Here is a 25,398-nt window from a genome sequence, read left to right on the forward strand (position 1 = left end):
CTGCGGGTTTCCATGCCCGGCCCCTCCCGGCGCTTCCAGCTAAAATGGAGGTCTGGCTTATCTTGCAACGCACATGTCCCGACGCATCATCCCCGTGACCCCGGTGAGCGCGGCGCCCGATCTGCCCGGCGCCCTGCTCGCGCCGAGCGGCACGCTCCGCGACGCCTTCGCGCGCCCGTTGCGCGACCTGCGCATCTCGGTCACGGACCGCTGCAACTTCCGATGCGTGTACTGCATGCCGCGTACCGTGTTCGGCAAGGATTACCCGTTTTTGCCGCACAGCGCCCTCCTGACGCTCGAGGAAATCGAGCGGCTCGCGCGGCTTTTCGTCGCACACGGCGTCGAAAAAATCCGCATCACGGGCGGCGAGCCGCTCCTGCGTAAAAACATCGAATTCCTGATCGAGCGCCTCGCAAAGATGACGACCGTCGACGGACGGCCGCTCGACCTCACGCTGACGACGAACGGCTCGCTCCTCGTGCGCAAGGCGAGAAGCCTGCGCGACGCGGGGCTCTCGCGCGTGACGGTCAGCCTCGACGCGCTCGACGACACGCTCTTCAAGCGAATGAACGACGCCGACTTCGCAAGCGCCGACGTGCTCGACGGCATCTTCGCCGCGCAGGCGGCGGGCCTTGCGCCCGTGAAGGTCAACATGGTCGTCAAGCGCGGCACCAACGACGCCGAGATCGTGCCGATGGCGCGCCGCTTCAAGGGCACGGGCGTCGTGCTGCGCTTCATCGAATACATGGACGTCGGCACGTCGAACGGCTGGAACATGGCCGAAGTGCTGCCGTCCGCCGACGTGGTCGCGCGCATCGCCGAGCACTTCCCGCTCGTGCCGCTCGAGCGGCACACGCCGTCCGAAACCGCGCAGCGCTGGGGCTACGCGGACGGCAGCGGCGAGATCGGCGTGATCTCGAGCGTCACGCGCGCGTTCTGCGGCGACTGCACGCGCGCGCGGCTGTCGACGGAAGGCAAGCTGTATCTGTGCCTCTTCGCTTCGTCCGGCCACGACCTGCGCAGCCTCGTGCGCGGCGGCGCGACCGACGAGCAGATCGCCACCGTGATCGGCCACATCTGGCAGGCGCGCACCGACCGCTATTCGCAATTGCGCGGCAGCGCGCCGGCGACGGTAGAAGCGGCAAGCGAAGCGAAGCGCGTCGAAATGTCCTACATCGGCGGCTAGGCGCGCCGCCCGCTCGACGCGCCCGCCGCTTTCACGATGCCGCCGCACGCCGCCCCCTCCTCCACGATCACCGGCCTGCTGCTCGCAGGCGGGCGCGGCACGCGGATGGGCGGCGTCGACAAAGGGCTGCAGCCGCTGCGCGGCGAGCCGCTCGCGTTGCACGTGTTGCGCCGGCTCGCGCCGCAGGTCGACGCGCTCGTCATCAGCGCGAATCGCCATCTCGATGCATACGCGGCGCTCGGCGCGCCGTTTCACGCGCGCGTCATTACGGACACGCACGCCGACTTCGCCGGCCCGCTCGCCGGGCTCGCCGCAGGCATGCGCGCGGCGAGCACGCCGCTCGTCCTGTGCTCGCCATGCGATTCGCCGTTCCTGCCCGCCGATCTCGCCGCGCGCCTGCGCGCCGCGCTCGACGCGCAGCGCGCGGAGATCGCGTTCGCGACGACCGTCGACGCGAACGGCGGCGCCTCGGCGCAGCCCGTCTTCGCGCTCGTGAGCACCGCGCTCGCCGACGATCTCTGCGCCTATCTCGCGTCCGGCGAGCGCAAGATGCGCGCGTGGTACGCACGCCACAAGACGGCCGAAGTGCCGTTTGACGACGAGCGGGCGTTTTACAATGCAAACTCTTTGCGGGACTTAGCCGGCCTCGAACGCGCATGACGGGCCGCATCTCGTTGCTCGCGCCGCCCGCCGCTTGCGATGCGAGCGCGTCACAACGGCGGCCGGGACACCGGCCCCGAACACAATCCGCCTAGCGGCGCCGTCATCGATGACCACGCACACCACGCCTACGCCATCCGCCACGTCCGAGAACGCCGTCGCGCTGACCGTCGACGAAGCGCGCGCGCTCGCGTTGCGTTTCGTCGAGGGCGTCGCGCAGGTCGAGCGCGTCGCGCTGCGCGATGCGCTCGGCCGCGTGCTCGCCGGCGACGTCGCATCGCCGTTCGACATTCCCGCCTACGACAACGCCGCGATGGACGGCTACGCGTTCGACGGCGCGGCGCTCGCCGCGCCGGCCGCCGACGGCACGCTCGAGCTCGCGGTCGCGGGCCGCGCGCTCGCGGGCCATCCGTTCGACGGCCCGCGTGTCGCGAGCGGCGCGTGCGTGCGGATCATGACGGGCGCGCGCATGCCCGCGGGCTGCGACACCGTGATCCCGCAGGAAAAAGTCGATGCGGCGGGCGACGTCGTGCGCTTTCCCGCATCGGCCGCCGCGCGCGGCGACCACTGCCGCCGCGCGGGCGAGGACCTCGCGCGCGGCGCGAGCGCGCTCGCCGCCGGCCGCGTCGTGCGCGCCGCCGATCTCGGCCTGCTCGCGTCGCTCGGCATCGCCGACGTCGCGGTGCGCCGCCGCGTGCGCGTCGCGTTCTTCTCGACGGGCGACGAACTGCAACTGCCGGGCGAGCCGCTGCGCGACGGCGGCCTCTACGACAGCAACCGCGCGACGCTCGCCGGGATGCTCGCGCGCGTCGGCGTCGACGCGCTCGATCTCGGCATCGTCCGCGACGATCCCGCCGCGCTCGAAGCCACGCTGAAGGCCGCGGCCGCGCAGGCGGACGCGGTGATCACATCGGGCGGCGTGTCGGTCGGCGACGCCGATTTCACGCGCGCGCTGCTCGACAAGCTCGGCGACGTCACGTTCGCGAGCGTCGCGATGCGCCCGGGCCGGCCGCTCGCGTGCGGCCGCATCTGGGCGGGCGCACGCGACGCGCGGCCCGCGCTCTTCTTCGGCTTGCCGGGCAATCCGGTCGCGGTTGCGGCGACCTTCGTCGTGATCGTGCGCGACGCGCTCCTCGCGCTGATGGGCGCCGACGCGCCGCCGCTTCCCCGCTACCCGGCCGTCTGCGACGCGCCGCTCAAGAAGCGCGCGGGGCGCACCGAATTCCTGCGCGGGCGCGCGGCGCGCGACGCGAGCGGCGTCTGGCGCGTGACGCCCGCCGGCTCGCAAAGCTCGGCGTCGCTCAAGAGCCTGAGCGACGCGAACTGCTTCATCGTGCTCGCGCACGACGCCGCACGCGTCGACGCCGGCGCGACGGTCGACATCCTGCCGTTCGACGGCGTCATCTGAATCCGATCTCAGCACTTCCACGGGGGCAACTCGCATATGAAAAAACAAATCTCATCGATCGCGCCGGGGCAGACCGCGAAAGCGCTGATCCTCGTTTATCTGACGTTCAGCGTGCCGATCGTGCTGCTCGGCATCGTCAACGCATTCATCCGCGACCAATCGGTCGGGCTGGGCACGATCGTCAGCACGATCTTCAGCGCGCTGCTGCTGAACGCGATCGTCGGCTTCGTGCTGCTGTGGATCGCGTGCCACGCGTACAACTGGGTCGCATCGCGCTTCGGCGGCATCGAGATCGTGCTGTCGGACGCGCCGGAGGAAGCGTGAGCGCAGCGGCCGACGAGACGATCGCGATCCGCGCGGCCGCGGCGGCCGACGTGCCCGCGATGCTCGCGCTGATGCGCGAGCTCGCCGAATTCGAGAAGCTCACGCATCTGTTCGTCGCGACCGAAGCAGATCTCGCCGACGCGCTCTTCGGCGCGCGGCCGTCCGCCGAGGCGCTCGTCGCGGAAAACGGCGGCGCGATCGTCGGCTACGCGCTCTACTTTCACAACTATTCGACGTTCCTCGGCCGCCGAGGCCTCTATCTCGAAGACCTGTACGTGCAGCCGTCGCAGCGCGGCACGGGCCTCGGCACGCAGTTGCTGCGGCGGCTCGCGGCGATCGCGGTCGAGCGCCGCTGCGGCCGCTTCGAATGGACCGTGCTCGATTGGAATCAACCGGCGATCGACTTCTATCGGAAGATGGGCGCGGACGTGCTGCCCGATTGGCGCGTCGTGCGCGTGACGGGCGACGCGCTCGCGCGGCTCGCGGGCGGCGGCGCCTGAATCGGCCGCGAGCCGATGCACGTCCATGCGCGTCGATGTCACGCCGGCATCACGCCGACATCGCTTGCTTCGGCCCGCGATCGGCGCGAAACGCGACGGGCGGCCGGCAAAAACGCGAGCGCACGAAGCCGAACGAGGCCGCCCGGCACACGATCGAACCGGCAAAGCAAAACGGGGCGCACGCGGCGCCCCGTTTTTCGTTCCGCACGCCAGAGGCGCGCGAGACCAGCGATGCTTTCGCCGTTGCGCGCGGCGCGCGTCAGCTCTCGTCCGCCTCCGCGCCGTCGGCGCCCAGCAGCCCGTTCGCGACCTCGCCCGGCAGCGCCTCGACCTGCTTGAGCTTGCGGTTCATCACGCGCGTGCGCTGCTCGGCCGCCTCGATCGAGCGCGTGACCGTCTCGAGCTGCGACTTCGTCCGCGCGAGCACGTCGCCGAACTTGCCGAACTCGGTCTTCACCGCGCCGAGCACCTGCCAGACCTCGCTCGAGCGCTTCTCGATCGCGAGCGTCCGGAAGCCCATCTGCAGGCTGTTCAGGAGCGCCGTCAGCGTCGTCGGGCCGGCGACCGTCACGCGATAGTCGCGCTGCAGCAGATCGGTGAGGCCGGGACGGCGCAGGATCTCCGCGTAGAGCCCTTCGGTCGGCAGGAACAACAGCGCGAAATCGGTCGTATGCGGCGGCGCGACGTACTTCTCGGCGATCGTGCGCGCCTCCGCGCGAATCCGCGCCTCGAGCGCGCGCGCCGCTTCGTCGACGGCCGCCGCGTCCGCGCGCTCCTGCGCGTCGATCAGGCGCTCGTAATCCTCACGAGGGAATTTCGCGTCGATCGGCAGCCACACCGGCTGAGCTTCGCCTGTCGCGCCGTCGTCGTGCCGGCCCGGCAGCCGGATCGCGAACTCGACGCGCTCGCCACTCTTCGGCACCGTCGCGACGTTCTTCGCATACTGGTCCGGCGTCAGCATCTGCTCGAGCAGCGCCTCGAGCTGCACTTCGCCCCAGGTGCCGCGCGTCTTCACATTCGTCAGCACCTTCTTCAAATCGCCGACGCCCGCCGCGAGCGTCTGCATTTCGCCGAGCCCGCGATGCACCTGCTCGAGCCGGTCCGACACGAGCTTGAACGATTCGCCGAGCCGCTGCTCGAGCGTCGCGTGCAGCTTCTCGTCGACGGTGCGGCGCATCTCCTCGAGCTTCGCCGCGTTGTTCGCCTCGATTTCCTTCAGGCGCGTTTCGAGCGTCGCGCGCACTTCTCCGATCCGGCGATCGTTCGCCTCCGTCAGTTGCTTGAGCTGCTGATTGAGCGTGTCGCCGAAATGCCTGAGCGCCGCGCCCTGCTCTTCGCGCGCGAGCTGCGCCTGCCGCTGCAGCGTGTCGCGCATCGCGTCGAACTGCTGCGTGTTGCCCGCGACGAGCTTCGCGAGCTGCTGCGCGAAGCCGTCGATCTGACTGTTCTGCACGGTCGCGACGCTCGAGAGCTGCGCGGCGAGCGTCTGCTGCAGTTGCGCGAAGTTGCCCGCGAGCTCGGTGCGCGAGTTGCGCGCGCCGTCAACGATCTCCGCGCGCAGCTCGCGCTCGAGGCGCTCGGCCGCATGCGCGTGCGCGTCGTTTGCGTCGTCGATCTGCTCGGCGAGCCGCTCGAGGCCTTCGCCGCGCGAGCCGCCGCGCAGCAGCGCGAAGAGCGCGACGGCGAGCGCTACCGCCAACGCGACGACGGCGGCCAGCAACAAGGTTTCGGTCATATGCGAGCCTTCCCCAGCACGCCGGGATTGATCGGATTCGGCGGACGGCCCGCGCGCGGCCCGACGCCGAGCGCCGCGATCAGATTGTCCGCCGCGAGATTCGCCATCGCGCGGCGCGTGCCTTCGCTCGCGCTCGCGATGTGCGGCGTCAGCACGACGTTCGGCACCTCGAGCAGCGCCGGATGCACGCCCGGCTCGCCTTCGAACACGTCGAGGCCGGCTGCGGCGATCCGCTTGTCGCGCAGCGCCGCGGCGAGCGCGGCGTCGTCGACGATCCCGCCGCGCGCGATGTTCGTGAGCGTCGCGGTCGGCTTCATCAGCGCGAGCTCGGCCGCGCCGATCGTATGGCGGGTCTCGGCCGAATACGGCAGCACGAGCACCACGTGATCGGCCTGCGCGAGGAGCGCCGCCTTCGACACGTACTCGGCGTTCAACTGCGCCTCGATCTCCGGCGCGACGCGCGAGCGGTTGTGATAGATCACGCGCATGTCGAAGCCGCGCGCGCGCCGCGCGAGCGCCTGGCCGATGCGGCCCATGCCGATCACGCCGAGTGTCGCGCCGTGGATGTCCGCGCCGAGAAAGCTGTCGTACGACCACTTGCGCCACTGCCCAGCGCGCAGCCAGTGCTCCGCTTCGGCCATCCGCCGCGCGGCCGCCATCATCAGCGCCCAGCCGAAATCGGCCGTCGTCTCGTTCAGCACGTCGGGCGTGTTGGTGCCGAGCACGTGCGCGGCGTTGAACGCGCCGATGTCGAAGTTGTTGTATCCGACCGCCATGTTCGACACGACGCGCAGCCGCGGCGCGGCCGCGAGCACCGACGCGTCGATCACGTCGCTCGCCGTCAGCGCGCCGTCCTTGTCCGCGAGACGCGCCTTCAGCGCGAAGGGCGACAGCGCGTCGCCGTCGTTCCAGTCCACGTCGAAATATTGCTTGAGCCGCTCGATCACGTCCGGGAAGATCGAGTGCGCGACCAGGATTTTCTGCATTGCCGTCTCCGTCACGCCGCGCGGGCGGCGAACGCGCGCATCGCGCCGCCCGCCGCCCGCGCGGCCGTCATCGTCATCTTGCCTAACCGCCGAAGAACACCCACGTCGTCAGCAAAAACACCGGCACGAGAATCGCGAGCGCCCAGCCGAGGTACGCGAAGAAGCTCGGCATTCTCACGCCGCGCGACTCGGCGATCGCCTTCACCATGAAGTTCGGCGCGTTGCCGATATAGCTGTTCGCGCCCATGAACACGGCGCCCGCGGAAATCGCCGCGAGCGTCGTCGCGCCCGTCGTCATCAGCGCCTGCGCGTCGCCGCCCGCGAGATTGAAGAACACGAGATAGGTCGGCGCGTTGTCGAGGAATGACGACAGCACGCCCGTCGCCCAGAAATACATCGCGTCGATCGGCTTGCCGTCGGCGTCCGTGACGAGATGGACGATCGGCGCGAACACGCCATCGCCGCCCGCGCGCAGGATCACGATCACGGGCGCGATCGTCACGAAGATGCCCGCGAACAGCTTCGCGACCTCCTCGATCGGCGCCCAGTTGAACGCGTTGCCCTCGCGCGCCGAGCGCGGCGTGATCGCGAGCGACACGAGCGCGACCGCGACGAGCGCGACGTCGCGCACCGCGTTCTGCAGCGCGACGTGCGTGCCGAACAGGTCGAACGTGACGCCCGGCTTCCACAAGCCGCTCATCAGCACGAGCGCGATCACCGCGCCGAGCAGCACGAAGTTGATCTTGCCCTCGATCGACACGCCGTGCGAATCGGGCGTCGGATCGAGGAACGGCTTGCGCTCCTCGCCGCCCTTCCGATAGAAGTACGTATCGATCGCGAAAAAGAGCGTGAGCAGGATTGCGCAGATGAAAAGCATCGGCCGCGCGAGATGGATCGTCGTCCAGAAGAAATCGACGCCGTTCAGGAAACCGAGGAAGAGAGGCGGATCGCCGAGCGGCGACAGCGAGCCGCCCGCGTTCGCGACGAGGAAGATGAAGAACACGACGACGTGCACGACGTGCTTGCGGTTGTCGTTCGCGCGCAAGAGCGGCCGGATCAGCAACATCGCGGCGCCCGTGGTGCCCATCACGCTCGCGAGCACGGTGCCGAGCGCGAGAATGCCGGTGTTGAGCTTCGGCGTGCCGTGCAGGTTGCCGCGCACGCAGATGCCGCCCGCGACCGTATACAGCGACGTCAGCAGCACGATGAACGGAATGTATTCCTCGAAAAGCGCGTGCATCAGCGTGCCGAACGCGGTGCCGAAGCCGAACGTCGCGGCGAACGGAATCAGGAACGCGACCGCCCAGGCCGCGGCGATCTTGCCGAAATGGTGATGCCAGAACACGGGCGCGATCAGCGGAAAGAGCGCGATCGACAGCAGGATGCCCGCGAACGGGATCGCCCAGAACGCGGAAAGCGCGGCACCGTCGAGCGTTGCGGCCGATGCGAGCGCGGGAGCGGCGCCTAGCGCGCCTCCCAGCGCCATGCCCGCCCAGGCGGCATGTCGTTTCATGTGAGTTCCTCTTGAATTGCGAATGGATACGGCGCGCAACGCGACGGCGGCGACCGTGGCGTGACGCGTCACGCGTCACGCGTCACGCGTCGCGCACGACGATCGCGTGAACGCGATACGGCCCGTGCGCGCCGAGCACGATCGTCTGCTCGATGTCGCCGGTGCGCGACGGCCCCGACACGAAGTTCACCGCGCGCGGCAATGCGCCGCGCTCCGCGCGGATCAACGCGAACGCGTCCTCGTGCCCCGCGACGATGCGCGACGCGCTCACGAGCGCGATATGGGTTTCGGGCAGCAGCGCGGCGGACGAGCACGTCTTCGGACTAGACAGCAGAACGAGCGAGCCGGTTTCCGCCGTCGCGCAAAAACAGCCGGTGATGCCGACGACGTCGCCGTCCACGGGCTTCCTGAATTCGACCGCGAGCCCCGCGCCCGCCCAGTCGAGTTCGTCGAGCGTCGGCCACGCGATCGCCTGCGTGCCGAGCCCCGTGCGCCGCAGATACGCGGCGGCCGCGGCGGGCGCGTCGCGCATCGACGCGACGGTGTCGACGGTCGTCTCGAGCCGCAGCGCCTCGTCGACGAAGCGCGCGACGAGATCGCCTTCGAGCGGCGGCCGCGGCCCCGCCGGATGGCGCGCGACGTAATCGGCCGCATGCTCGCGCTCCACCTCGGCCAGCTCGGCCGGGCGGCCCTGCGCGGCGCGGATGCGCGCGAGGATGTTGCGGCGGGCAGCCGATGTGTCCATGAACTCCTCGTGACGATGGCCTTCGATACCGGCCCGATTATACCGGCCGATGCGGCGCGCGCCCGTCGCGGCGGACACGAAAAAAAGCGGGCCGTGCGGCCCGCATGCGCGCTGCGTCGATGCGGCCGCGCTCGCGCGCCGCCCTTGCGGGCGGCGTCACTTGCCCGCGTCGTCGTCGGGCGGCTGCGTGATCCCGAACACCTGGCGCAGATACGCGAGGTACGCCTTGTCGTCGCACATGCTCTTGCCGGGCGAATCGGACAGCTTCGCGACGGGCTGCCCGTTGCAGCGCACCATCTTGATGACGATCTGCAGCGGCTGGTAGCCGAGATCGTTGGTCAGGTTCGTGCCGACGCCGAACGCGAGCTTGCAGCGCCCGCGGAACCGCTCGTACAGCTGCATGACCTTCGGGATGTCGAGCGCGTCGGAAAACACGAGCACCTTCGTGCGCGGATCGCAGCGATTTTCCTCGTAGTGCTGGATGAGCCGCTCGCCCCAGTCGAACGGATCGCCCGAGTCGTGGCGCGCGCCGTCGAAGAGCTTGCAGAAATACATGTCGAAGTCGCGCAGGAACGCGTCCATTCCGTAGACGTCCGACAGCGCGATTCCGAGATCGCCGCGATATTCCTTCGCCCACATCTCGAAGCCGTAGGTCTGCGAATCGCGCAGCCGCGGGCCGAGCGCCTGGCAGGCCTGCAGATACTCGTGCGCCATCGTGCCGAGCGGCGTGATCTCGTGCTGCATCGCGTAGTAGACGTTGCTCGTGCCGGCGAACTGCGCGCCGAGCCCGTCGCGCAGCGTGCGCAGCACCTCCTCGTGCCAGATCTTCGAGAAGCGGCGGCGCGTGCCGTAGTCGGCGATCTTGCAATCGGCGAACTCGGGCTTCGCGCCGAGCAGTTGGATCTTCTCACGCAGCCGCTCGCGCCCTTCGCGGTAGTCGGGCCGGCGCTGCGTGTTGCGGAAGTACACCTCGTTGACGATCGCGAGCACCGGGATCTCGAAGAGGATCGCATGCAGCCACGGCCCCTTGATCTCGATGTCGATCTCGCCGCTGCCTTTTTGCGACGGCATGATCGAGATGTATTTCTCGTTCAGATGAAAAAGCGCGAGGAAATCGACGAAATCGCTCTTGATGAAGCGCAGCCGGCGCAGGTAGTCGAGCTCGGGATCGGTGAAACGCAGCTCGCACAGCGAGCGGACCTCGGCGCGGATCTCGTCGATGTACGGCACGAGGTCGACGCCGGGCGTGCGGCACTTGAAGCGGTATTCGACGCTTGCGGCGGGAAAATGATGCAGAACGACCTGCATCATCGTGAATTTGTACAGGTCGGTATCGAGCAGCGAAGTGATGATCATGATTCCAGACTGCCAAGATCGAGACGGAGCCCGAGCGTTCGCGCGCGGCACGCCTGCCCTCCGGTTGACGCATGTTACCCGAATGCGGCGCAAATCCGCGCCGAAGCGCCGCGGCGCCGCGCGTTCCGCCATAAACTAATCACGAAACGGTATAAGCGGCGAAGTCGAGCGCGCAATGCGGGTTTGGCGCATCAGTTACAATGCCGGTTTTGGCGCCATGCGTCGCCCCCATACATACCTAGATTCCGCCGCAGGAGCGTTTTGAATGACCCACGTTGTGACTGAAGCGTGCATCAAGTGCAAATACACGGATTGCGTCGATGTATGCCCTGTGGACTGTTTCCGTGAAGGCCCGAACTTTCTCGCGATCGATCCGGACGAGTGCATCGACTGCGCGGTGTGCGTCGCCGAATGCCCGACCAATGCGATCTACGCCGAAGAAGACGTGCCGGGCGACCAGCAGCAGTTCACCCCGCTGAACGCCGAGCTCGCGAAGAACTGGCCGTCGATCACGAAGACGAAGCCCGCACCCGCCGACGCCGACGAGTGGAAAGACGTGCAGGACAAGCTGCACCTGCTCGAGCGCTGATCGCCCGCGCTCGCGGGGCGCGACGCGACGTCGCGTGACGAAGCCGATGTGCAAAAGTATTGACAGATCGGCCAGCGCCTCATAGAATTTCATTTCTCTGCTGTTTGTTCCCCGATAGCTCAGTCGGTAGAGCGCCGGACTGTTAATCCGTAGGTCCCTGGTTCGAGCCCAGGTCGGGGAGCCAAGAATTGCAAAGGCCCGTTGCAGACGGGCTTTTTCATGGCCGCCTAGTTTCGAGGCGTCAAGCACGCCGAACCGTCTTATTCCCCGATAGCTCAGTCGGTAGAGCGCCGGACTGTTAATCCGTAGGTCCCTGGTTCGAGCCCAGGTCGGGGAGCCAGCTTCGAAGGCCCGTCGTTCGCGACGGGCCTTTTTGCTTTTCCCCTCTACGTTTTCGTTGTGCCGCGCACCGTCGCGCCGGCGGCGGCGTGCTAGAGTCGTGCTCTGCTTCTCGCCACGCATCCGCCGCTTCCCCACCGATGAAAAACCGTTATTTCGCTGTCCTCGCGACCTGCGCCGCCCTCGTCTCGATCGCCACGCCGGCCGCGCGCGCCGAGGAAGTCGCAAGCGTCAACACCAATTTCCGCCTGACGGGCTCCGACCGCGTCGTCGTCGAAGCGTACGACGATCCGCTCGTGAGCGGCATCACGTGCTACGTGTCGCGTGCCCGCACGGGCGGCATCAAGGGCACGCTCGGCATCGCCGAGGACCCGACCGAGGCGTCGATCGCGTGCCGGCAGGTCGGCCCGATCCGCTTCACCGAGCCGCTCAGGCAGCAGACCGACGTGTTCAGCGAGCGGCTGTCGTTCATCTTCAAGACGCTGCACGTCGTGCGCGTCGTCGACAAGAAGCGCAACACGCTCGTCTATCTGACCTACAGCGACCGGATCGCGACGGGCAGCCCGAAGAACAGCGTGACCGCGGTGCCCGTGCCGACCGGCACGCCGATTCCGGTCAGATAACGGGCGCACCCGCATCGCCGGACCGTCGCGAGCCGCCGCCATGCGATCCGAACGCGCGCACGAGCAGGTCCGATACTGGCGCACGCCGCTGCTGCCGGACGCCGACTTCGTCACGGCGACCTACCGCGACCATGCGTTCGCGCCGCACTGGCACGACGCGTACACGATTCCCGTCATCGTGGCGGGCGCCGAGCGCTACACGTGCCGCGGCAGCGCCTATGTCGCCGACACGGGCTCGATCCCCGTCATCAATCCGGGCGAGATCCACACCGGCTCGCGCGCGGCCGAAGACGGCTGGCGCTATCGCGTGGCCTACGTGCCCGTCGACTTCATCCGCGCGCTCGCCGACGAAATCGCGGGCACGCCGCAGCCGCAGCCGTGGTTCCGGCTCGACGTCATCCACGACGCGGACCTCGCCGCGCGGCTCGTCGCCGCGCATCGGCTGATGGAAGCGAGCGGCGCGACGGGGCTGCGTGAGGCGATCGATCGGCTGCTGCGAGGCGAACGCGTCGCGGCGGCGGGCCGCACTTCGGGTTTGGCTTCGGGTTTGGCTTCGAGTCCGGATTCCGGTCCGGCTTTGGATTCGGGTTCCGGCTCGGTTTCGACTTCGGCCTGGCTGCCGGATGCGCTCCCTCGCGACGCAAGCGCGCCCCGGCCGATCGACGATCCGCTCTCCGCCGAAACCGCGATGCTCGACGCCTACTCGACATTGATCGCGCGTCACGCCGGCAATCGCACCGCGCCGCGCGACGTCGCGGCCGACCGCCGGCGCGTCGATGCGATGCGCGAGCGGCTCGCCGCCGATCTGTCCGAATCCGTCACGCTGTCGGACGTCGCGCGAGCGGCCGGGCTGTCGCCGTTCCATGCGGCGCGCCTGTTCTCGCGCGCAACCGGCATGCCGCCGCACGCATGGCGCAACCAGTTGCGCCTGCAACGCTCGCTCGCACCGCTGCGCGCGGGCGCGAGCGTCGCCGACGTCGCCGCCGCGTGCGGCTTCTCCGATCAAAGCCACTTCACCCGCCATTTCAAACGGATGTTCGGCGTGCCGCCCGGGCGATGGCAGCCGTCGTAGCGTTGTAGCGACAGACGCGCATCGCCGCCGCCGTCGCTTCCCGCTCCGGCGAAGGTACCGGTACCAGCTTTGGCTTTGGCTTTGGCTTTGGCTTTGGCTTTGGCTTTGGCTTTGGCTTTGGCTTTGGCTTTGGCTTTGGCTCGGGCTTTGGCTCGGGCTGGGCCTTCACGACATCGACATCGCAAGAACGTACAAGCGAGCGCCTCTCCCGCGCGGCTATCCTCCATCGCACAGGAGGTAGCCGCCTTGTCCCAGTCCCGCTCCACGCATCCCCCGCCCGCCCGGCTCGGCGAATTCGCCGCCGGCATGCGCGACACCGTTCCGATGATGGTAGGCGCCGCCCCCCTTCGGCGTGATCTTCGGCACGCTCGTCACGACGGGCCCGCTCGCGCCGTGGCACGGCGAGCTGATGTCGCTCGCGCTCTTCGCCGGCTCCGCTCAGTTCATCGCGCTCGGCCTGATCGCGGGCGGCGCGAGCTATGCGGTCGTGCTCGCGACGACGTTCGTCGTCAATCTGCGCCATCTGCTCTACAGCGCGACGCTCGCGCCGTACGTCGCGCATCTGCCGCTGCGGTGGCGCACGACGCTCGGCGCGCTGATGACGGACGAAGTGTTCGCCGTCGCGTACGCGCACTACCGTCATGCCGAGCCCGGCGCGACCGGGCCGTACCACTTCTTCGGCTCCGGCGTCGCGATGTACGTGAACTGGCAGGTGTGGACGATCGCGGGCCTGCTGTTCGGCGCCGCGTTCCCGCGCCTGCAGTCGCTCGGGCTCGACTTCGCGATGGCGGCGACGTTCATCGCGATCGTCGTGCCGCAACTCGCCTCGCTGCGCAATCTCGCCGCCGCGGTGACGGCGGGCGCCGTCGCGCTCCTCTGCCGCGCGTGGCCGTACAAGCTCGGGTTGCTCGCCGCCGTCGCCGCGGGCGTCGTGATCGGCGTCGCGCTGACCTGGTTCGCGGAGCAGCGCGCGCGCCGGCGCGCGGAGGCCGCATCATGAGCTACGCGCTGCTGATTCTCGGAATGGCGGCGCTCACGTACGCGATCCGCACGACGCTCTTCCTGCTCGGCGATCGCCTCGCCTTCCCGCCGCTTCTCCTCGCCGCGCTGCGCTTCGTCCCCGTGACCGTGCTGACCGCGATCATCGTGCCGATGACGCTCGCGCCGCACGGCGGCGACGCGGAGCTGACCTGGCGCAATCCCCGGCTCGTCGGCGCCGCTGCCGCGGTGCTCGTGTCCGCCGCGACGCGCCGGCCGCTCGTCACGATCGCCGCCGGGCTCGCCGTGTTCTTTTTCTGGCAGGCGATCGTGCCGCCGCGCGGCTGGCTGCCGGGCTGAGCCGCGTGCGCCGCCCGCACGCGCGGCATCGGCGCGCACGGCCCTCAAGTTCCCGCGCGCACAGCCGTTAAGAAGATGAAGCCCCGCGCCCGGCGACCGAATCCCGTCATCCGATCCAGCCGGACAGCACGACGACCGACGGCCAGCCGGCCGATCCGCGCAGCCGACACGCGGCCTGCCCACGTCGGCTGCGCGCGGGCGAAAGCGCCGGTCGAGCCGACCGGCATCGAGCATCGAGACAGACATGGGCCAAATCACTCTCACGCTGAAAGACGACACCGTCGCTTCCCTGCGCAAAGACTTCGATGCGTTCTTGCGCGTGTCGCTCAAGCTCGATCCGCAGTTCGTCACGCCGTCGTTCGAGGATTTCCTGCGCGCGAAGCTGCTCGACAGCATGGTGCCGCTCACCGAGCACGCCGTGCAGCGGCTCCTGCAAGGCGGCCAGTATGCGTGGGCGAAGCGCACGCTCGACAAGGAGTTTCCGGACGTCGTCGCGATCCTGATCCGGCAGGCGGGCGAATTCGGCTTCGGCTTCGCGTCGCGCTCCGAATGGACGCCCGACGAACTCGCGAAAGCATGCCGCGAATGGGCGGCCGCCGTCGTGTCCGGCGCGCAGGGGGATGCGGCGCTCGTCGATCCGCTCGCCGCGCAGATCAAGGCGGCCGTCACCGACATTCAGACGCTCGAGGAGCGGATGCAGACGCCCGCGTGGCGGCTCGCCGAATCGCTGCGGCAACGCGTGTACGAAGCGAAGCTCGCGTGCGAGATGAGCGTCGGCAGCGTCGCGCGCGAGAAGCTCGGCGAGCTGCGCGGGCTGCTCAGGCTCGGCATCGCGCACGGCTCGTTCCAGAAGCAGGAAGCGCAGCAGATCATGGAATACCTGCGGCTCCTGAAGCCCGAGATCTTCGTCGAGGAGCCGTACGACATCTTCACGCGCATCGCCGCGTGGCTGCGCAGCGTGTTCATCGTCACGCCGCCCGCGCGCGGCGCGCAGAACACGGCGCAGCCGCAGGGGCGCCGCCGCCAGTAGCCAGTAGCCATAGCCGTTGCAATTGCCGTTGGCCGTAACCAGTCACGCGCGGCGCGCTCGTTCGCGCGCGCGCAAACGCGGTTCGAGCACGAAGGCGGACCGCTAAAACGCAACGGCCCGGACCGCGCGATGCGATCCGGGCCGTCGTCCATCGGTCGACGCGCAATGCGCCAGGCGAGCCTTCCGGGGCGAAGCCCGCTTGCCGCGCGCCGGCCTTCGGCGCTTACTCGCCCGCGCCGGCCTTCACGCCGCCGTTGACGGATAGCGAGCCGTTCGCGCCGCCCGCGACACCCTTCGCCAGACCGCCCGCCGCGCCCGCGACGCCGCCGACCGCATTGCCCGCCGCGCTCGTCGCGCCGTTGACGGCGTTGCCCGCCGCATTCGTCGCACCTTCGACCGCGCCGCTCGCCTTCGTCTTCGCGTCCGCGCCGAGCTCGGCCGCTTCGTCGGCCTTCGCCTTCGCCTTGGCCTTCGCGTGCGTCACGTGCTTCTTCGCCGAATGCTTGACGGCATTCGCCGCCGCTTCCGGCGATGCGGCCGACAGGTCGCCGCCCGCGTTCAGTTGCGCGCTCGCGCCCGCCTTCTGGCCGAGCACGTCGGCCGAGCCGCCGACCGAACCTTGCGTCGCCACGCCGGCCGTCTGCGCGAAAGCGGTCGTCGCCACCGCCGCCACCGCGGCACCGATCAACATTGCACGAATCTTGGACATCGCAATTCTCCTCAACAAAGTCGTTGGAACGGCGTGCCGTCGAAGGCCGCCGCTATGTGCCCGCCGCGACATGCAGCGAGTCCGTGTACAGACCGGCCGATTTCGTTCGCGGTTCGCCGTTCTCGACAACTGTTACCCACCGTTTCATTTGCTGACGAGTTCGACACACTCGCTTACACGCGGCGGCCCGAATCGCGCGAACCCCCGAAAACATTTGACGCGCGCCTTACACCGCTTGCGCCGCGCATCGCTTATGATGCGATGCCGCCGTCGCGCGGCGCGCTCTTCTTTCCCGTTCTCACTGCCATGCCCAACCTGGATTTCACGCTGACCGGCGAATTCGTCGAACTGCATAACTTGCTCAAGCTCACCGGTCTCGCGGACAGCGGCGGCTCGGCGAAGATGCTCGTCGCGTCGGGCGCGGTGAAGGTCGACGGCGCGCCCGAGCTGCGCAAGACGTGCAAGATCCGCGCGGGCCAGGTCGTGCTGCTCGGCGACACGCGCATCGCCGTGCACGCCGCGACGTAGCGAGCCCCTGTCGGCCGTAAGGCCATCAGAAGCCGGCATCGACAGCGTTCGCGGAAACTCGTAATCTCATTGTTTCCTAAAAATAAGCAAAGGCGCGGGCAGGCCGTCCGCGCGAACGCGTCCCATGTCGCCTACCAGTTTCACGCGAGCGGCCGCCGCGCCGCCCCCCACCCTGTCCCGTCACGCCGCCGATACGGCGCGCCTCGCCGCGCCGCTCGCGATCGCGCAGCTGTCGCAAATGGCGATGAGCGTCACCGACACCGTGCTGCTCGGCTCGCTCGGCCCCGACTCGCTCGCGGCGGGCGGCCTCGGCGCGAATCTGTTCTTCGTCGTCGTGACGCTGCTGCAAGGCGTGCTGACGTCGGTCAGCGTGAGCGTCGCGCACGCGCGCGGCGCGCAGGCCGAGCACCGCGTGCCGCACATCTACTGGACGGGCTTCGCGCTGTCGTTGCTGCTCGCGGTTCCGGCGTTCGCGCTGCTGTCGTTCGCGGAGCCGCTCCTGCGCGCGTTCGGCGAACCGGCGGCGCTCGCGCGCAATGTCGGCGAATACGCGGCCGTGCTGCGCTTCGCGGCCCCCGGCAGCCTGATCGGCGTCGGGCTGATGCGCTCGTTCCTGCCCGCGATCGGCGCGGCGAAGCGGCTGCTGTGGGTGTCGCTCGCCGGCGTCGGCGTCAACGCGTTCCTCAACTACGGCCTGATCCACGGCGCGTTCGGGCTGCCTCGCCTCGGCTTCCTCGGCTCCGCGACCGCGACGACGATCACGATCTGGCTCTCCGCGCTCTTGCTCGTCGCGCTGCTGCACGGGCGGCCGGCGTTCAAGCACTTCGTCGTCGCCGCGCGGCCGCGGCTGCCGCTGATGGGCGAGCTGTTCGGCATCGGCTGGCCGGTGGCGATCACGTACGGCGTCGAATCGACGCTCTTCCTCGCGACGGGCCTCACGGTCGGCGTGCTCGGCGAATCGTCGCTCGCCGCGCATCAGATCGCGCTCAATGTCGCGTCGGTCGCGTTCATGGTGCCGCTCGCGATCGGCCAGGCGGCGAACGTGCGCGTCGGCTACTGGGCGGGCGCGGGCGCGCCCGTTGCCGCGCGGCACGCGGGCTTCGTCGCGCTCGGGCTCGGCATTGCGTTCATGTCGCTGTCGGGACTCGTGCTGATCGTCGCGCCGCACGCGATCGTCGGCCTCTATCTGAAACTCGACGATCCCGCGAACGCGCACACCGTCGCGCTCGCGACGTCGCTGCTCGGGATCGCCGCCGTGTTCCAGATCGTCGACGGGATGCAGACGGTCGGCTCCGGCTGCCTGCGCGGCCTGAAGGACACGCGCGTGCCGATGCTCGCCGCGACGCTCGGCTACTGGGGCATCGGCTTTCCGACCGGCTACTGGTTCGCGTTCCATGCGGGCCTCGGCGCGCGCGGGCTGTGGTGGGGGCTCGCCGCCGGGCTCGCGAGCGTCGCGGTGCTGATGACGTGGCGTTTCCATCGGAAGAGCGCGGCGCTCAGGACGCATGCGCGCGGTTAAGCGCGGGCTTCGGCGCGCGCGTTAGCGCGTTAGCGCGTTAGCGCGTTAGCGCGTTAGCGCAGGCGAACACGGCGACGGCGATCCGCGCAAGCGCTCATTCGCCGCCGCGAGCGGCCTATGTTCATTTCATCGGACTCTACGGCACGCATCATCGCAAGCATCGGCCGATTCGCCGCACGATGCGCGCATGCGATCGCCGCCTCGTCGACGCCGTCGAATCGGCTGACCGCCATCCATCCGGCAAGGCGACGCCGACCGGACAGTCCGCGTCGCCTCGCGTCGAGTGCGGCCGCGCGCGACGTCGGCGCCGAGCGAAATCGGCGCATCCACGTCCCGCCAATCGCGCCGGCGCTCGCATACGCCACGCCGTCCCGATCGCCGCGACGCGCGTGCGCCCCGCCCCGCCCGCGCCCGATTCCTCCCGCGTTCGCATTGTCCGCCACGCGCGCCGCGGCACGAAATCGCGCGCGGCGCTATGCTTGCCGATCAAGCGGCCGCCGTCGCGAGAACGGCCCCGTCCCCGCATGCGCATTGCGCCGCGTCCGCGCGGCGTCCCCCGTCATCTGAAGGAGCAATCATGAGCGAAGCAGTACGGATGGAACGCGACACGTTCGGTGAAATCGCAGTGCCCGCGGCCCGGCTATGGGGCGCGCAAACGCAGCGCTCGCTGCAGAACTTCAAGATCTCGACCGAGAAGCAGTCGCCCGAGCTGATCGAGGCGCTCGCGCTGATCAAGCGGGCGGCCGCCGCCGTCAATCTTGAGCTCGGCGTGCTCGCGCAAGACAAGGCGAACGCGATCATCGCCGCCGCCGACGAGATCGTCGCGGGCAAGCACCCCGACGAATTCCCGCTCGCGGTCTGGCAGACGGGTTCGGGCACGCAGACCAACATGAACCTGAACGAGGTGATTGCGAACCGCGCGAGCGAGCTGCTCGGCGGCGAACGCGGCGAGAGCCGCAAGGTGCATCCGAACGACGACGTCAATCGCGGCCAGTCGTCGAACGACGTGTTCCCGACCGCGATGCACATCGCCGCCGCGCGCGCGATCGTCACGCATCTGCTGCCCGCGCTGCGCACGCTGCGCGCGACGCTCGACGCGAAGGCAGCCGCGTTCGCCGACATCGTGAAGATCGGCCGCACGCACCTGCAGGACGCGACGCCGCTCACGCTCGGCCAGGAATTCTCCGGCTACGTCGCGCAGCTCGATCAGGGCATCCGCCACGCCGAAGCGGCGCTGCCGCATCTTTACGAGCTCGCGCAAGGCGGCACCGCGGTCGGCACCGGGCTCAACGCGCATCCGAAGTTCGCCGCGGGCGTCGCGGCCGAGATCGGCCGGCTCGCCGGGCTGCCGTTCGTCAGCGCGCCGAACAAGTTCGAGGTGATGGCCGCGGCCGACGCGCTCGTGTTCGCGCACGGCGCGCTGAAGACCGTCGCCGCGAGCCTGATGAAGATCGCGAACGACATCCGCTGGCTCGCGAGCGGGCCGCGCTGCGGGCTCGGCGAGCTGTCGATTCCGGAGAACGAGCCGGGCAGCTCGATCATGCCGGGCAAGGTCAACCCGACGCAGTCCGAAGCCGTGACGATGCTGTGCTGCCAGGTGTTCGGCAACGACGTCGCGGTGAACTTCGGCGGCGCGAGCGGCAATTTCGAGCTGAACGTGTTCCGGCCGATGATCGCGCACAACGTGCTGCAATCCGTGCGGCTGCTCGCGGACGGCGCGCAGAGCTTCAACGATCACTGCGCGGTGGGGATCGAGCCGAATCGTCCGCGCATCGACGCGCTCCTGAACGAATCGCTGATGCTCGTGACGGCGCTCAATCCGCACATCGGCTACGACAAGGCCGCGCAGATCGCGAAGAAGGCGCACAAGGAAGGCACGACGCTGAAAGCCGCGGCGCTCGCGCTCGGCTACGTGACCGAAGCGCAGTTCGACGAATGGGTGCGGCCGGAGAAGATGGTCGGCAACGGCTGATGTCCGATGCCGGCGACGCGCGACGCACGGCGGGGCCGCGACTCGGTCGGCGTCGCGCGGGCCGACGACGGCCCGGCGCGGCGGCGGGCCGGTGGCGGAGCCCGCTCGCCCGCGCTGGATCGGCGCTGGGCGGCCGGCGCCTTGTGATTGCCGGTTGTCGTTCGATGGTCGCCGGTTGATCGTCGCCGGCTTGATCGAACGCGCTCGATCGTCGGCGCTCGATCGTCGGCGTTCGATCATCGGCGCTCGATCGTCTGCGTTCGATCCGATGTAATCGAATCGAAGCGCACGGTCATCATCACGTGAACGTGCTCGCGGGCATTCGATCGCCGCCGCCCTGCCGACCGTACGATCCCGGCGCGCCCTCGATGCACCCTCGACGCGCAATCGCTGCAGCATGCGTGAGCAACGTGTGCGACGCACGTCGACGCAAGCCCGCGCACGCCGCCCCGCTTTCACGCCGCGCCTCGCCGCTCCAATCGCGCCGCGCCGCTCCAATGAAAAACGCCGCGAACGATCGCGGCGTCTTCGGTTCGATGAGCCCGGCGGCCCCCGCTCACGCGCCCGCTTGGCCGCGCGACGAGCGCCGATGCGCGCTCACACTTCCCCTTTCGCGACTTCCTCGGGCTTGAGCTCGACGATCTTGTCGAGCGCGGCCCGCACTTCCATCGCGTATTGCGCGAGCCGCTTCTGCTCGTCGGTGGAGGGCTCGAACGGCGGCACGGGCACCGGATTGCCGTTCTCGTCGACCGCGACGAACACGACGAGGCAATCGGTCGTCTGGCGCAGCACGCCGCCCTTCGGATCGCCCGCGTGCACCGACACGTGGATGTGCATGCTCGTGCGGCCCGTCGCGACGACGCGCGCCTTCAGCTCGACGAGATTGCCGACGAGGATCGGCCGCTGGAAGCGGATGTTGCCGACGCTCACCGTCACGCAATAGCGGCTCGACCAGATCGCCGCGCACGCATACGCGGTCTCGTCGATCCATTTCATCAACGCGCCGCCATGCACCTTGCCGCCGAAGTTCACGGACGTCGGCTCGGCGAGGAAGCGGAAAACGGTTTCGGTGCGATCAAGCGGCGCGGAAGGCGTGGCGGGCATGTCGGCTAGCTCCAGTTCTGCGGTGTAGCGGGAAAGGAGATGATTATACGTTGCGCTGCGACAAAGCGTCGCGCCCGCCGAGCCGGGCCCGCCGCGCACGCCGGGGCGAAAGCGGCGCTAGCTCGCGGCCGCGCCGTCAGTTGCGGATCGTGATGCCCTGATCGATCGTGCCGTACATCTCGATGCGGCCGGTGCCGGCGCCGGACCCGCCCGCGCCGCCGGACGCGCAGCCGGTGCAGACAAAGACGGCAATGAGGGTTGCAACAAGCGTTTTCATCGGGAGAAGCGTCGTCGAATGGCCGGCGCGCCGCGATGGCGCGCCGCCGGGTCAGCGGTCGTCGCATTTTACGCGCGCTGTCGGGACACGCGCCGAAGGCGGCGGGCGCATGACGTCGGGTCGCCCTAATCCGAGACACCTTGCCCTGGACCTGCTCCTTGCCCTGAGCCCAAACCCAAACCTAAACCTGAGCCAGAGCCCGATCCCGAGCATGCGCCCGAACCGGAGCCAATGCCACGACTTGAACCTGAACCCGAACCCCGGCATGCGCCCGAACCGCAACGCCGGCTTCAGTCATCAAGCCCGGCGCGCATTCGACATTTCACCCGACGCCGAAACATCGAATGCAATACGCGCCTACACTCGAACACATCCCCCTGTCCGAAATCCGCCAATGTCCGACTCCGACCGCCACCACCATTTCCCCGGCCTGAGCCATCTGGGCGCGCTGCTCGCCGATCCGGGGCGCGCCGCGATGCTCTGGGCGCTGATGGACGGCAGCGCGCGCCCCGCGGGCGAGCTGACGATGATCGCCGGGCTGTCGCCGTCAGCGGCGAGCGCGCATCTCGCGCGGCTCGCGGACGGCGGCCTCCTCGCGCTCGACGTGCGCGGCCGCCACCGCTACTACCGGATCGCGTCGCCCGACATCGCCGCGGCGATCGAGGCGCTCGCGAACGTCGCGCAGGCGGCCGCGCCGCGGCGCCCGACGCCGCAACCGGCGCGCACCGTGCCGCCCGACATGCGCTACGCGCGCACCTGCTACGACCACATGGCGGGCGAGCTCGCGGTCCAGGTGTTCGAGCGGCTGATGTCGCGCGGCTGGCTGACGATGGCGGACGGCGCGCTCGACGCGACCGCGGCGGGCGCCGCGCAGTTCGCGCAATGGGGCGTCGACATCGGCGGCCAGCGCGCGAAGCGCCGCCGCTTCGCGTGCACGTGCCCGGACTGGAGCGAGCGTCGTCCGCACCTGGGCGGCGCGCTCGGCGCCGCGCTCCTCGACAGCTTCTGCCGGCGCGGCTGGATCGAGCACGCGGCGAAGCCGCGCGTGCTGCGCGTGACGCCCGCCGGGCAGCGCGAATTCGACGCGCTGTTTACCGGCGGATGACGCGCGCTTTCATCGGTCTGACGAATTCCCGAGTGCCGACAATTCTTGTTACACGCACGTCAAATCGCATAACAAAACGACCGTCACTGAAACATGTCGAGCGGATAGAGTGGATTCATACGGCGCGTGCCACGCCGGACATAACAGAGACAATGATGACCATCCTCGCCGTTCATAGTCCATTTGCGCTGTCGCGCATCGCCCGCCACACGCTCGTCGCCGTCGCGATGCTCGCCGCCTTGCCGCCCGCCATCGCGCAGACCATCGATGCGCCACCCGCCGGCGTCGCCCGGCAAGCGGGCGGCGATCCGCCGAGCCGCGTCGCGCGCCTCAATTACCTGTCCGGCGCCGTGACGACCGAGCCCGCGGGCGCGATTGACTGGTCGTACGCGGCCGTCAATCGCCCGCTCACGACCGGCGACCAGCTATGGAACGATTCGGGCGCGCGCTCCGAGCTGCACATCGGCTCGACCGCGGTGCGCCTCGGCCAGTCGACGAGCCTGTCGCTCCTCAACCTCGACGACACGAACACGCAGTTGAAGGTGCCGCTCGGCACGCTGTCGACGCACGTGCGCGAGTTGCCGCCCGGCACGTCGTACGAAGTCGACACGCCGAACCTCGCGCTCGCGGTCGGCTCGCCCGGCGACTATCGGGTCGACGTCGCGCCCGACGGCTCGAGCACGACCGTCACCGTGCGGCGCGGCAGCGCGACCGTCTACGGCGACGGCGCGCAGATGCCGGTGTCGGCCGGCCAGCGGGTCGTCTTCACGGGCACCGGGCTGCAAGTCGCGGACACGGGCGCCGCGCCGCCGCCCGACGTTCTCGACGAATGGGCCGCGAGCCGCGATGCCGCCGAGGAGCGCTCGGTGTCGGCGCGCTACGTGTCGCGCGAAATCCCGGGCTACCAGGATCTCGACGCGAACGGCTCGTGGCGCGACGACCCCGATTACGGCGAGGTGTGGGTGCCGAGCGCGGTGCCCGCCGGCTGGGCGCCGTATCGCACCGGCCACTGGATCTGGCAGGCGCCGTGGGGCTGGACCTGGGTCGACGACCAGCCGTGGGGCTTCGCGCCTTACCACTACGGCCGCTGGGCCTACGTCGACGATTCGTGGGCCTGGGTGCCGGGCCCGCTCGTCGTCAGCGCGCCGCCGTGCTACGCGCCCGCGCTCGTCGCGTTCGTCGGCGGGGGCGGCGGCGGCTTCGACTGGAGCGTCGGCCTCGCGATCGGCGGAATCGCGGCAGCGGGCGTCGCGTGGTTCCCGCTCGGCCCGCACGATCCGTGGCGGCCGAGCTGGGGCGGCTGGAGCCCGCACTACTACCAGCACGTGAACCGGACGGTGATCGTGAACAACGTCAACAACATCAACGTCAACAAGACGGTGAACGTGACGAACATCACGAACATCCACAACACGTACGTGAACTTCCGCGCGCCGAACGCGGTGACGGCCGTGCCCGCGACCGCGTTCGTCCACGGGCAGCCGGTGTCGCGCTTCGCGCAGAAGGTCGATCCGCAGCAGTGGCGCAACGCGCACGTCGGCTCGGGCGCGCCGGGCGTCGCGCCGGTGCGGCAAAGCTTCGCGGGCGCGCTGCGCAACGCCGCGTACCGGCCGCCCGCGGCCGTCGAGCAGCGCGCGATCGTCGCGACGCGCAACCCGGTCGTGCCGGCCGCCTATCACGACCAGCTCGCCGCGCACCTCGCGCAAAGCGGCGCGCGGGTGCCGGGCGCGGGCGCGCCCGTCGTAAAGACCTCGGCGCCGCCGAACTATGCGATGCGGCCGGTGCGCTCGCCCGAAAACGCGGGTGCGCCGAACCGCTGGGCGATGCGCAACGTGCAGCTCGTCGATACGCACGCGCCTGTCGCTCAACCCGGCCGCGGACCGCAGGGCGGCGCCGGCAACCCGGCCGCGCGCGCGGGCGAGCCACCGCAGCCGAACATGCCGCAGCCGAATGCGGCCCAACCGAACCTCGCGCGCCCCGGCATCCCGCAACCGGGCCTCACGCAGCCGAATGCGCCGCACGCGCCGGGCGGCCCGCAGAACGCGATGCAACCGAACGCCGCCCAGCCGAACGTGTCTCGCCCGAATCCCGCGCCGGCGTTCAACAATGGCGTACCGCGGCCGCCCGCAGCCGACGAGGGCCTAGGCGCGCGCGCGGAATCACGCGCACCGGGCGAAGCGCAGCGCGCGCAGCCGTCGTGGACGCAGCCGCATCCGCCGATCCAGCAGCAGCACGCGAACGAAGGCCAGCCTCGCGCGAACGCCGGGCCGAATGCGCCGCTCAATTACCGTTCGCCGACGCAGAACGCGGTGCCGCCGATCCGCTCGACGCCCACGCCCATCCACCCCGCGCCGTCCGCGCCGCAGCCCGCCGAGCGGACGCAGCCGCAGCCCGCGCCGCGAAACGAAATGCGCGCGACCGAGGCGCCGCGCGGCATGCCGCGTCAGGACGCGCCGCGCAACGAATATCGCGCGCCGGCCCCTGCGCCGCGTCCGCAGACGGAAGCGCCGAGGATGGAAGCGCCTCGCGCCCCCGCGCCGCGAATGGAGGCGCCTCGCATGGAACCGCGCCCCGCGCCGCCGCCGCCCGCCGTGCCGCACAACCCACCGCCTCCCGCGCCGCGCCAGGAGCCGGCGCGCCAGGTGCGTCCGGATCAGCAGCACGGCTCCGATGCGCACCGCGAAGAACGTCGGCGTGCGTGAGGTCGCGCCGTGCATCAAACAAAAAAACCCGCGAGTTTCGCGGGTTTTTTCATGATTCGGCCGACGAGCGGCGCGTCG

General features: G+C 69.7%; 23 protein-coding genes, 2 tRNA genes and 1 pseudogene. 18 read left to right on the forward strand and 8 right to left on the reverse strand.

Annotated elements, in window-relative coordinates; genetic code table 11:
- Positions 1 to 73 precede the first annotated feature (73 nt).
- From moaA to WS91_RS20930, 5 genes are all read left to right on the forward strand, one after another.
- A complete protein-coding gene (gene moaA / locus WS91_RS20910; RefSeq protein WP_038750293.1) occupies positions 74 to 1,186 on the forward strand; it encodes a GTP 3',8-cyclase MoaA in 1,113 nt (370 codons plus the stop codon).
- Positions 1,187 to 1,222: 36 nt separating this feature from the next.
- Positions 1,223 to 1,846, forward strand: a complete 624-nt coding sequence (mobA, locus tag WS91_RS20915) for a molybdenum cofactor guanylyltransferase MobA (RefSeq protein WP_059584606.1) — start codon at positions 1,223 to 1,225, stop codon at positions 1,844 to 1,846.
- 109 nt (positions 1,847 to 1,955) lie between these two features.
- Positions 1,956 to 3,254: a molybdopterin molybdotransferase MoeA gene (gene moeA / locus WS91_RS20920; RefSeq protein WP_038750290.1), complete on the forward strand. Its 1,299-nt coding sequence runs from the start codon at positions 1,956 to 1,958 to the stop codon at positions 3,252 to 3,254.
- A 36-nt stretch (positions 3,255 to 3,290) separates the two neighbouring features.
- Positions 3,291 to 3,578: a hypothetical protein gene (locus tag WS91_RS20925; protein WP_038750288.1), complete on the forward strand. Its 288-nt coding sequence runs from the start codon at positions 3,291 to 3,293 to the stop codon at positions 3,576 to 3,578.
- Positions 3,575 to 4,078: a GNAT family N-acetyltransferase gene (locus WS91_RS20930; RefSeq protein ID WP_038750286.1), complete on the forward strand. Its 504-nt coding sequence runs from the start codon at positions 3,575 to 3,577 to the stop codon at positions 4,076 to 4,078. Before WS91_RS20925 ends, WS91_RS20930 begins: the two co-directional genes overlap by 4 nt.
- 259 nt (positions 4,079 to 4,337) lie before the next feature.
- Here the strand turns inward: WS91_RS20930 and rmuC are convergent, their stop codons facing one another.
- The 5 genes from rmuC to pncB form a co-directional block, all read right to left on the reverse strand.
- Entirely contained in the window at positions 4,338 to 5,813 is a 1,476-nt protein-coding gene (rmuC, locus tag WS91_RS20935; protein ID WP_038750285.1) for a DNA recombination protein RmuC, read from the reverse strand.
- Positions 5,810 to 6,799, reverse strand: coding sequence for a 2-hydroxyacid dehydrogenase (locus WS91_RS20940; RefSeq protein WP_038750283.1), 990 nt, complete (start codon positions 6,797 to 6,799; stop codon positions 5,810 to 5,812). The genes rmuC and WS91_RS20940 overlap by 4 nt, the downstream gene beginning before the upstream one ends.
- An 82-nt stretch (positions 6,800 to 6,881) precedes the next feature.
- Positions 6,882 to 8,312, reverse strand: a complete 1,431-nt coding sequence (locus tag WS91_RS20945) for a sodium:proton antiporter (protein WP_059670939.1) — start codon at positions 8,310 to 8,312, stop codon at positions 6,882 to 6,884.
- 82 nt (positions 8,313 to 8,394) lie between these two features.
- A complete protein-coding gene (locus WS91_RS20950; RefSeq protein ID WP_038750279.1) occupies positions 8,395 to 9,057 on the reverse strand; it encodes a LutC/YkgG family protein in 663 nt (220 codons plus the stop codon).
- Between the two features lie 156 nt (positions 9,058 to 9,213).
- Complete coding sequence (gene pncB / locus WS91_RS20955; RefSeq protein WP_038750278.1) at positions 9,214 to 10,413, reverse strand: nicotinate phosphoribosyltransferase; 1,200 nt, start codon at positions 10,411 to 10,413, stop codon at positions 9,214 to 9,216.
- Between the two features lie 265 nt (positions 10,414 to 10,678).
- Here pncB and fdxA point away from each other — a divergent pair, with 265 nt between their 5' ends.
- The 8 genes and pseudogenes from fdxA (at position 10,679) to WS91_RS20995 (ending at position 15,404) form a co-directional block, all read left to right on the forward strand.
- The gene (gene fdxA / locus WS91_RS20960) at positions 10,679 to 11,002 is read left to right on the forward strand and encodes a ferredoxin FdxA (protein WP_038750276.1); all 324 of its coding nucleotides are present in this window, start codon (positions 10,679 to 10,681) and stop codon (positions 11,000 to 11,002) included.
- A gap of 108 nt (positions 11,003 to 11,110) precedes the next feature.
- Positions 11,111 to 11,186, forward strand: a tRNA-Asn gene (locus tag WS91_RS20965).
- Between the two features lie 80 nt (positions 11,187 to 11,266).
- Positions 11,267 to 11,342: transfer RNA gene (locus WS91_RS20970), tRNA-Asn, on the forward strand.
- A 139-nt stretch (positions 11,343 to 11,481) separates the two neighbouring features.
- Positions 11,482 to 11,964, forward strand: coding sequence for a CreA family protein (locus WS91_RS20975; RefSeq protein ID WP_038750273.1), 483 nt, complete (start codon positions 11,482 to 11,484; stop codon positions 11,962 to 11,964).
- Between the two features lie 40 nt (positions 11,965 to 12,004).
- Positions 12,005 to 13,036: an AraC family transcriptional regulator gene (locus tag WS91_RS20980; protein ID WP_059670940.1), complete on the forward strand. Its 1,032-nt coding sequence runs from the start codon at positions 12,005 to 12,007 to the stop codon at positions 13,034 to 13,036.
- Between the two features lie 306 nt (positions 13,037 to 13,342).
- Positions 13,343 to 14,036: pseudogene (locus WS91_RS20985) on the forward strand (AzlC family ABC transporter permease).
- The gene (locus WS91_RS20990; RefSeq protein ID WP_038744493.1) at positions 14,033 to 14,374 is read left to right on the forward strand and encodes an AzlD domain-containing protein; all 342 of its coding nucleotides are present in this window, start codon (positions 14,033 to 14,035) and stop codon (positions 14,372 to 14,374) included. Before WS91_RS20985 ends, WS91_RS20990 begins: the two are co-directional and overlap by 4 nt.
- A gap of 244 nt (positions 14,375 to 14,618) precedes the next feature.
- Positions 14,619 to 15,404, forward strand: coding sequence for a DUF4088 family protein (locus tag WS91_RS20995; RefSeq protein WP_038744494.1), 786 nt, complete (start codon positions 14,619 to 14,621; stop codon positions 15,402 to 15,404).
- Between the two features lie 223 nt (positions 15,405 to 15,627).
- On the opposite strand, the gene WS91_RS21000 is transcribed toward WS91_RS20995, so the two are convergent.
- On the reverse strand, positions 15,628 to 16,113 hold the full coding sequence (locus tag WS91_RS21000; RefSeq protein ID WP_038744496.1) for a hypothetical protein: 486 nt from the start codon (positions 16,111 to 16,113) through the stop codon (positions 15,628 to 15,630).
- A 306-nt stretch (positions 16,114 to 16,419) separates the two neighbouring features.
- Here WS91_RS21000 and WS91_RS21005 point away from each other — a divergent pair, with 306 nt between their 5' ends.
- The 3 genes from WS91_RS21005 to fumC all read left to right on the forward strand — a co-directional run bounded on the left by WS91_RS21005 (position 16,420) and on the right by fumC (position 20,132).
- Positions 16,420 to 16,641 (forward strand): RNA-binding S4 domain-containing protein, encoded by a 222-nt coding sequence (locus WS91_RS21005; RefSeq protein WP_038744499.1) that lies wholly within the window; start codon positions 16,420 to 16,422, stop codon positions 16,639 to 16,641.
- 124 nt (positions 16,642 to 16,765) lie between these two features.
- Positions 16,766 to 18,160: an MATE family efflux transporter gene (locus tag WS91_RS21010; protein WP_038744498.1), complete on the forward strand. Its 1,395-nt coding sequence runs from the start codon at positions 16,766 to 16,768 to the stop codon at positions 18,158 to 18,160.
- 577 nt (positions 18,161 to 18,737) lie between these two features.
- A complete protein-coding gene (gene fumC, locus WS91_RS21020; RefSeq protein WP_038745522.1) occupies positions 18,738 to 20,132 on the forward strand; it encodes a class II fumarate hydratase in 1,395 nt (464 codons plus the stop codon).
- Positions 20,133 to 20,729: 597 nt separating this feature from the next.
- Here the strand turns inward: fumC and WS91_RS21025 are convergent.
- Positions 20,730 to 21,236 carry an acyl-CoA thioesterase gene (locus WS91_RS21025; RefSeq protein WP_038745524.1) on the reverse strand — a complete coding sequence of 169 codons (507 nt, stop codon included), beginning with the start codon at positions 21,234 to 21,236 and terminating at the stop codon, positions 20,730 to 20,732.
- A gap of 136 nt (positions 21,237 to 21,372) precedes the next feature.
- Positions 21,373 to 21,513, reverse strand: coding sequence for a hypothetical protein (locus tag WS91_RS36115; RefSeq protein WP_145986828.1), 141 nt, complete (start codon positions 21,511 to 21,513; stop codon positions 21,373 to 21,375).
- Positions 21,514 to 21,907: 394 nt separating this feature from the next.
- Between WS91_RS36115 and WS91_RS21030 the strand changes: the two genes are divergently transcribed.
- Together WS91_RS21030 and WS91_RS21035 are read left to right on the forward strand one after the other, a co-directional pair.
- Positions 21,908 to 22,618 (forward strand): ArsR/SmtB family transcription factor, encoded by a 711-nt coding sequence (locus tag WS91_RS21030; protein ID WP_059647838.1) that lies wholly within the window; start codon positions 21,908 to 21,910, stop codon positions 22,616 to 22,618.
- A 155-nt stretch (positions 22,619 to 22,773) separates the two neighbouring features.
- Positions 22,774 to 25,320 carry a DUF6600 domain-containing protein gene (locus WS91_RS21035; RefSeq protein ID WP_059671000.1) on the forward strand — a complete coding sequence of 849 codons (2,547 nt, stop codon included), beginning with the start codon at positions 22,774 to 22,776 and terminating at the stop codon, positions 25,318 to 25,320.
- Positions 25,321 to 25,398 lie beyond the last annotated feature (78 nt).

The organism is Burkholderia sp. MSMB1498 (assembly GCF_001526245.1).
Classification (GTDB): Bacteria; Pseudomonadota; Gammaproteobacteria; order Burkholderiales; family Burkholderiaceae; genus Burkholderia; species Burkholderia savannae.

Excerpts from the sequence above, each read along its gene's own strand:
- WS91_RS20990 (WP_038744493.1), top strand. The coding sequence starts at position 14,033 with ATGAGCTACGCGCTGCTGATTCTCGGAATGGCGGCGCTCACGTACGCG.
- mobA (WP_059584606.1), top strand. The coding sequence starts at position 1,223 with ATGCCGCCGCACGCCGCCCCCTCCTCCACGATCACCGGCCTGCTGCTC.
- fumC (WP_038745522.1), top strand. The coding sequence starts at position 18,738 with ATGAGCGAAGCAGTACGGATGGAACGCGACACGTTCGGTGAAATCGCA.
- WS91_RS21025 (WP_038745524.1), bottom strand. The coding sequence starts at position 21,236 with ATGCCCGCCACGCCTTCCGCGCCGCTTGATCGCACCGAAACCGTTTTC.
- moeA (WP_038750290.1), top strand. The coding sequence starts at position 1,956 with ATGACCACGCACACCACGCCTACGCCATCCGCCACGTCCGAGAACGCC.
- moaA (WP_038750293.1), top strand. The coding sequence starts at position 74 with ATGTCCCGACGCATCATCCCCGTGACCCCGGTGAGCGCGGCGCCCGAT.
- WS91_RS21035 (WP_059671000.1), top strand. The coding sequence starts at position 22,774 with ATGACCATCCTCGCCGTTCATAGTCCATTTGCGCTGTCGCGCATCGCC.
- WS91_RS20975 (WP_038750273.1), top strand. The coding sequence starts at position 11,482 with ATGAAAAACCGTTATTTCGCTGTCCTCGCGACCTGCGCCGCCCTCGTC.
- fdxA (WP_038750276.1), top strand. The coding sequence starts at position 10,679 with ATGACCCACGTTGTGACTGAAGCGTGCATCAAGTGCAAATACACGGAT.
- WS91_RS20940 (WP_038750283.1), bottom strand. The coding sequence starts at position 6,799 with ATGCAGAAAATCCTGGTCGCGCACTCGATCTTCCCGGACGTGATCGAG.
- WS91_RS20980 (WP_059670940.1), top strand. The coding sequence starts at position 12,005 with ATGCGATCCGAACGCGCGCACGAGCAGGTCCGATACTGGCGCACGCCG.
- WS91_RS21010 (WP_038744498.1), top strand. The coding sequence starts at position 16,766 with ATGTCGCCTACCAGTTTCACGCGAGCGGCCGCCGCGCCGCCCCCCACC.
- WS91_RS20945 (WP_059670939.1), bottom strand. The coding sequence starts at position 8,312 with ATGAAACGACATGCCGCCTGGGCGGGCATGGCGCTGGGAGGCGCGCTA.
- pncB (WP_038750278.1), bottom strand. The coding sequence starts at position 10,413 with ATGATCATCACTTCGCTGCTCGATACCGACCTGTACAAATTCACGATG.
- WS91_RS20995 (WP_038744494.1), top strand. The coding sequence starts at position 14,619 with ATGGGCCAAATCACTCTCACGCTGAAAGACGACACCGTCGCTTCCCTG.
- WS91_RS36115 (WP_145986828.1), bottom strand. The coding sequence starts at position 21,513 with ATGAAAACGCTTGTTGCAACCCTCATTGCCGTCTTTGTCTGCACCGGC.
- WS91_RS21000 (WP_038744496.1), bottom strand. The coding sequence starts at position 16,113 with ATGTCCAAGATTCGTGCAATGTTGATCGGTGCCGCGGTGGCGGCGGTG.
- WS91_RS21030 (WP_059647838.1), top strand. The coding sequence starts at position 21,908 with ATGTCCGACTCCGACCGCCACCACCATTTCCCCGGCCTGAGCCATCTG.
- rmuC (WP_038750285.1), bottom strand. The coding sequence starts at position 5,813 with ATGACCGAAACCTTGTTGCTGGCCGCCGTCGTCGCGTTGGCGGTAGCG.
- WS91_RS20925 (WP_038750288.1), top strand. The coding sequence starts at position 3,291 with ATGAAAAAACAAATCTCATCGATCGCGCCGGGGCAGACCGCGAAAGCG.
- WS91_RS20950 (WP_038750279.1), bottom strand. The coding sequence starts at position 9,057 with ATGGACACATCGGCTGCCCGCCGCAACATCCTCGCGCGCATCCGCGCC.
- WS91_RS21005 (WP_038744499.1), top strand. The coding sequence starts at position 16,420 with ATGCCCAACCTGGATTTCACGCTGACCGGCGAATTCGTCGAACTGCAT.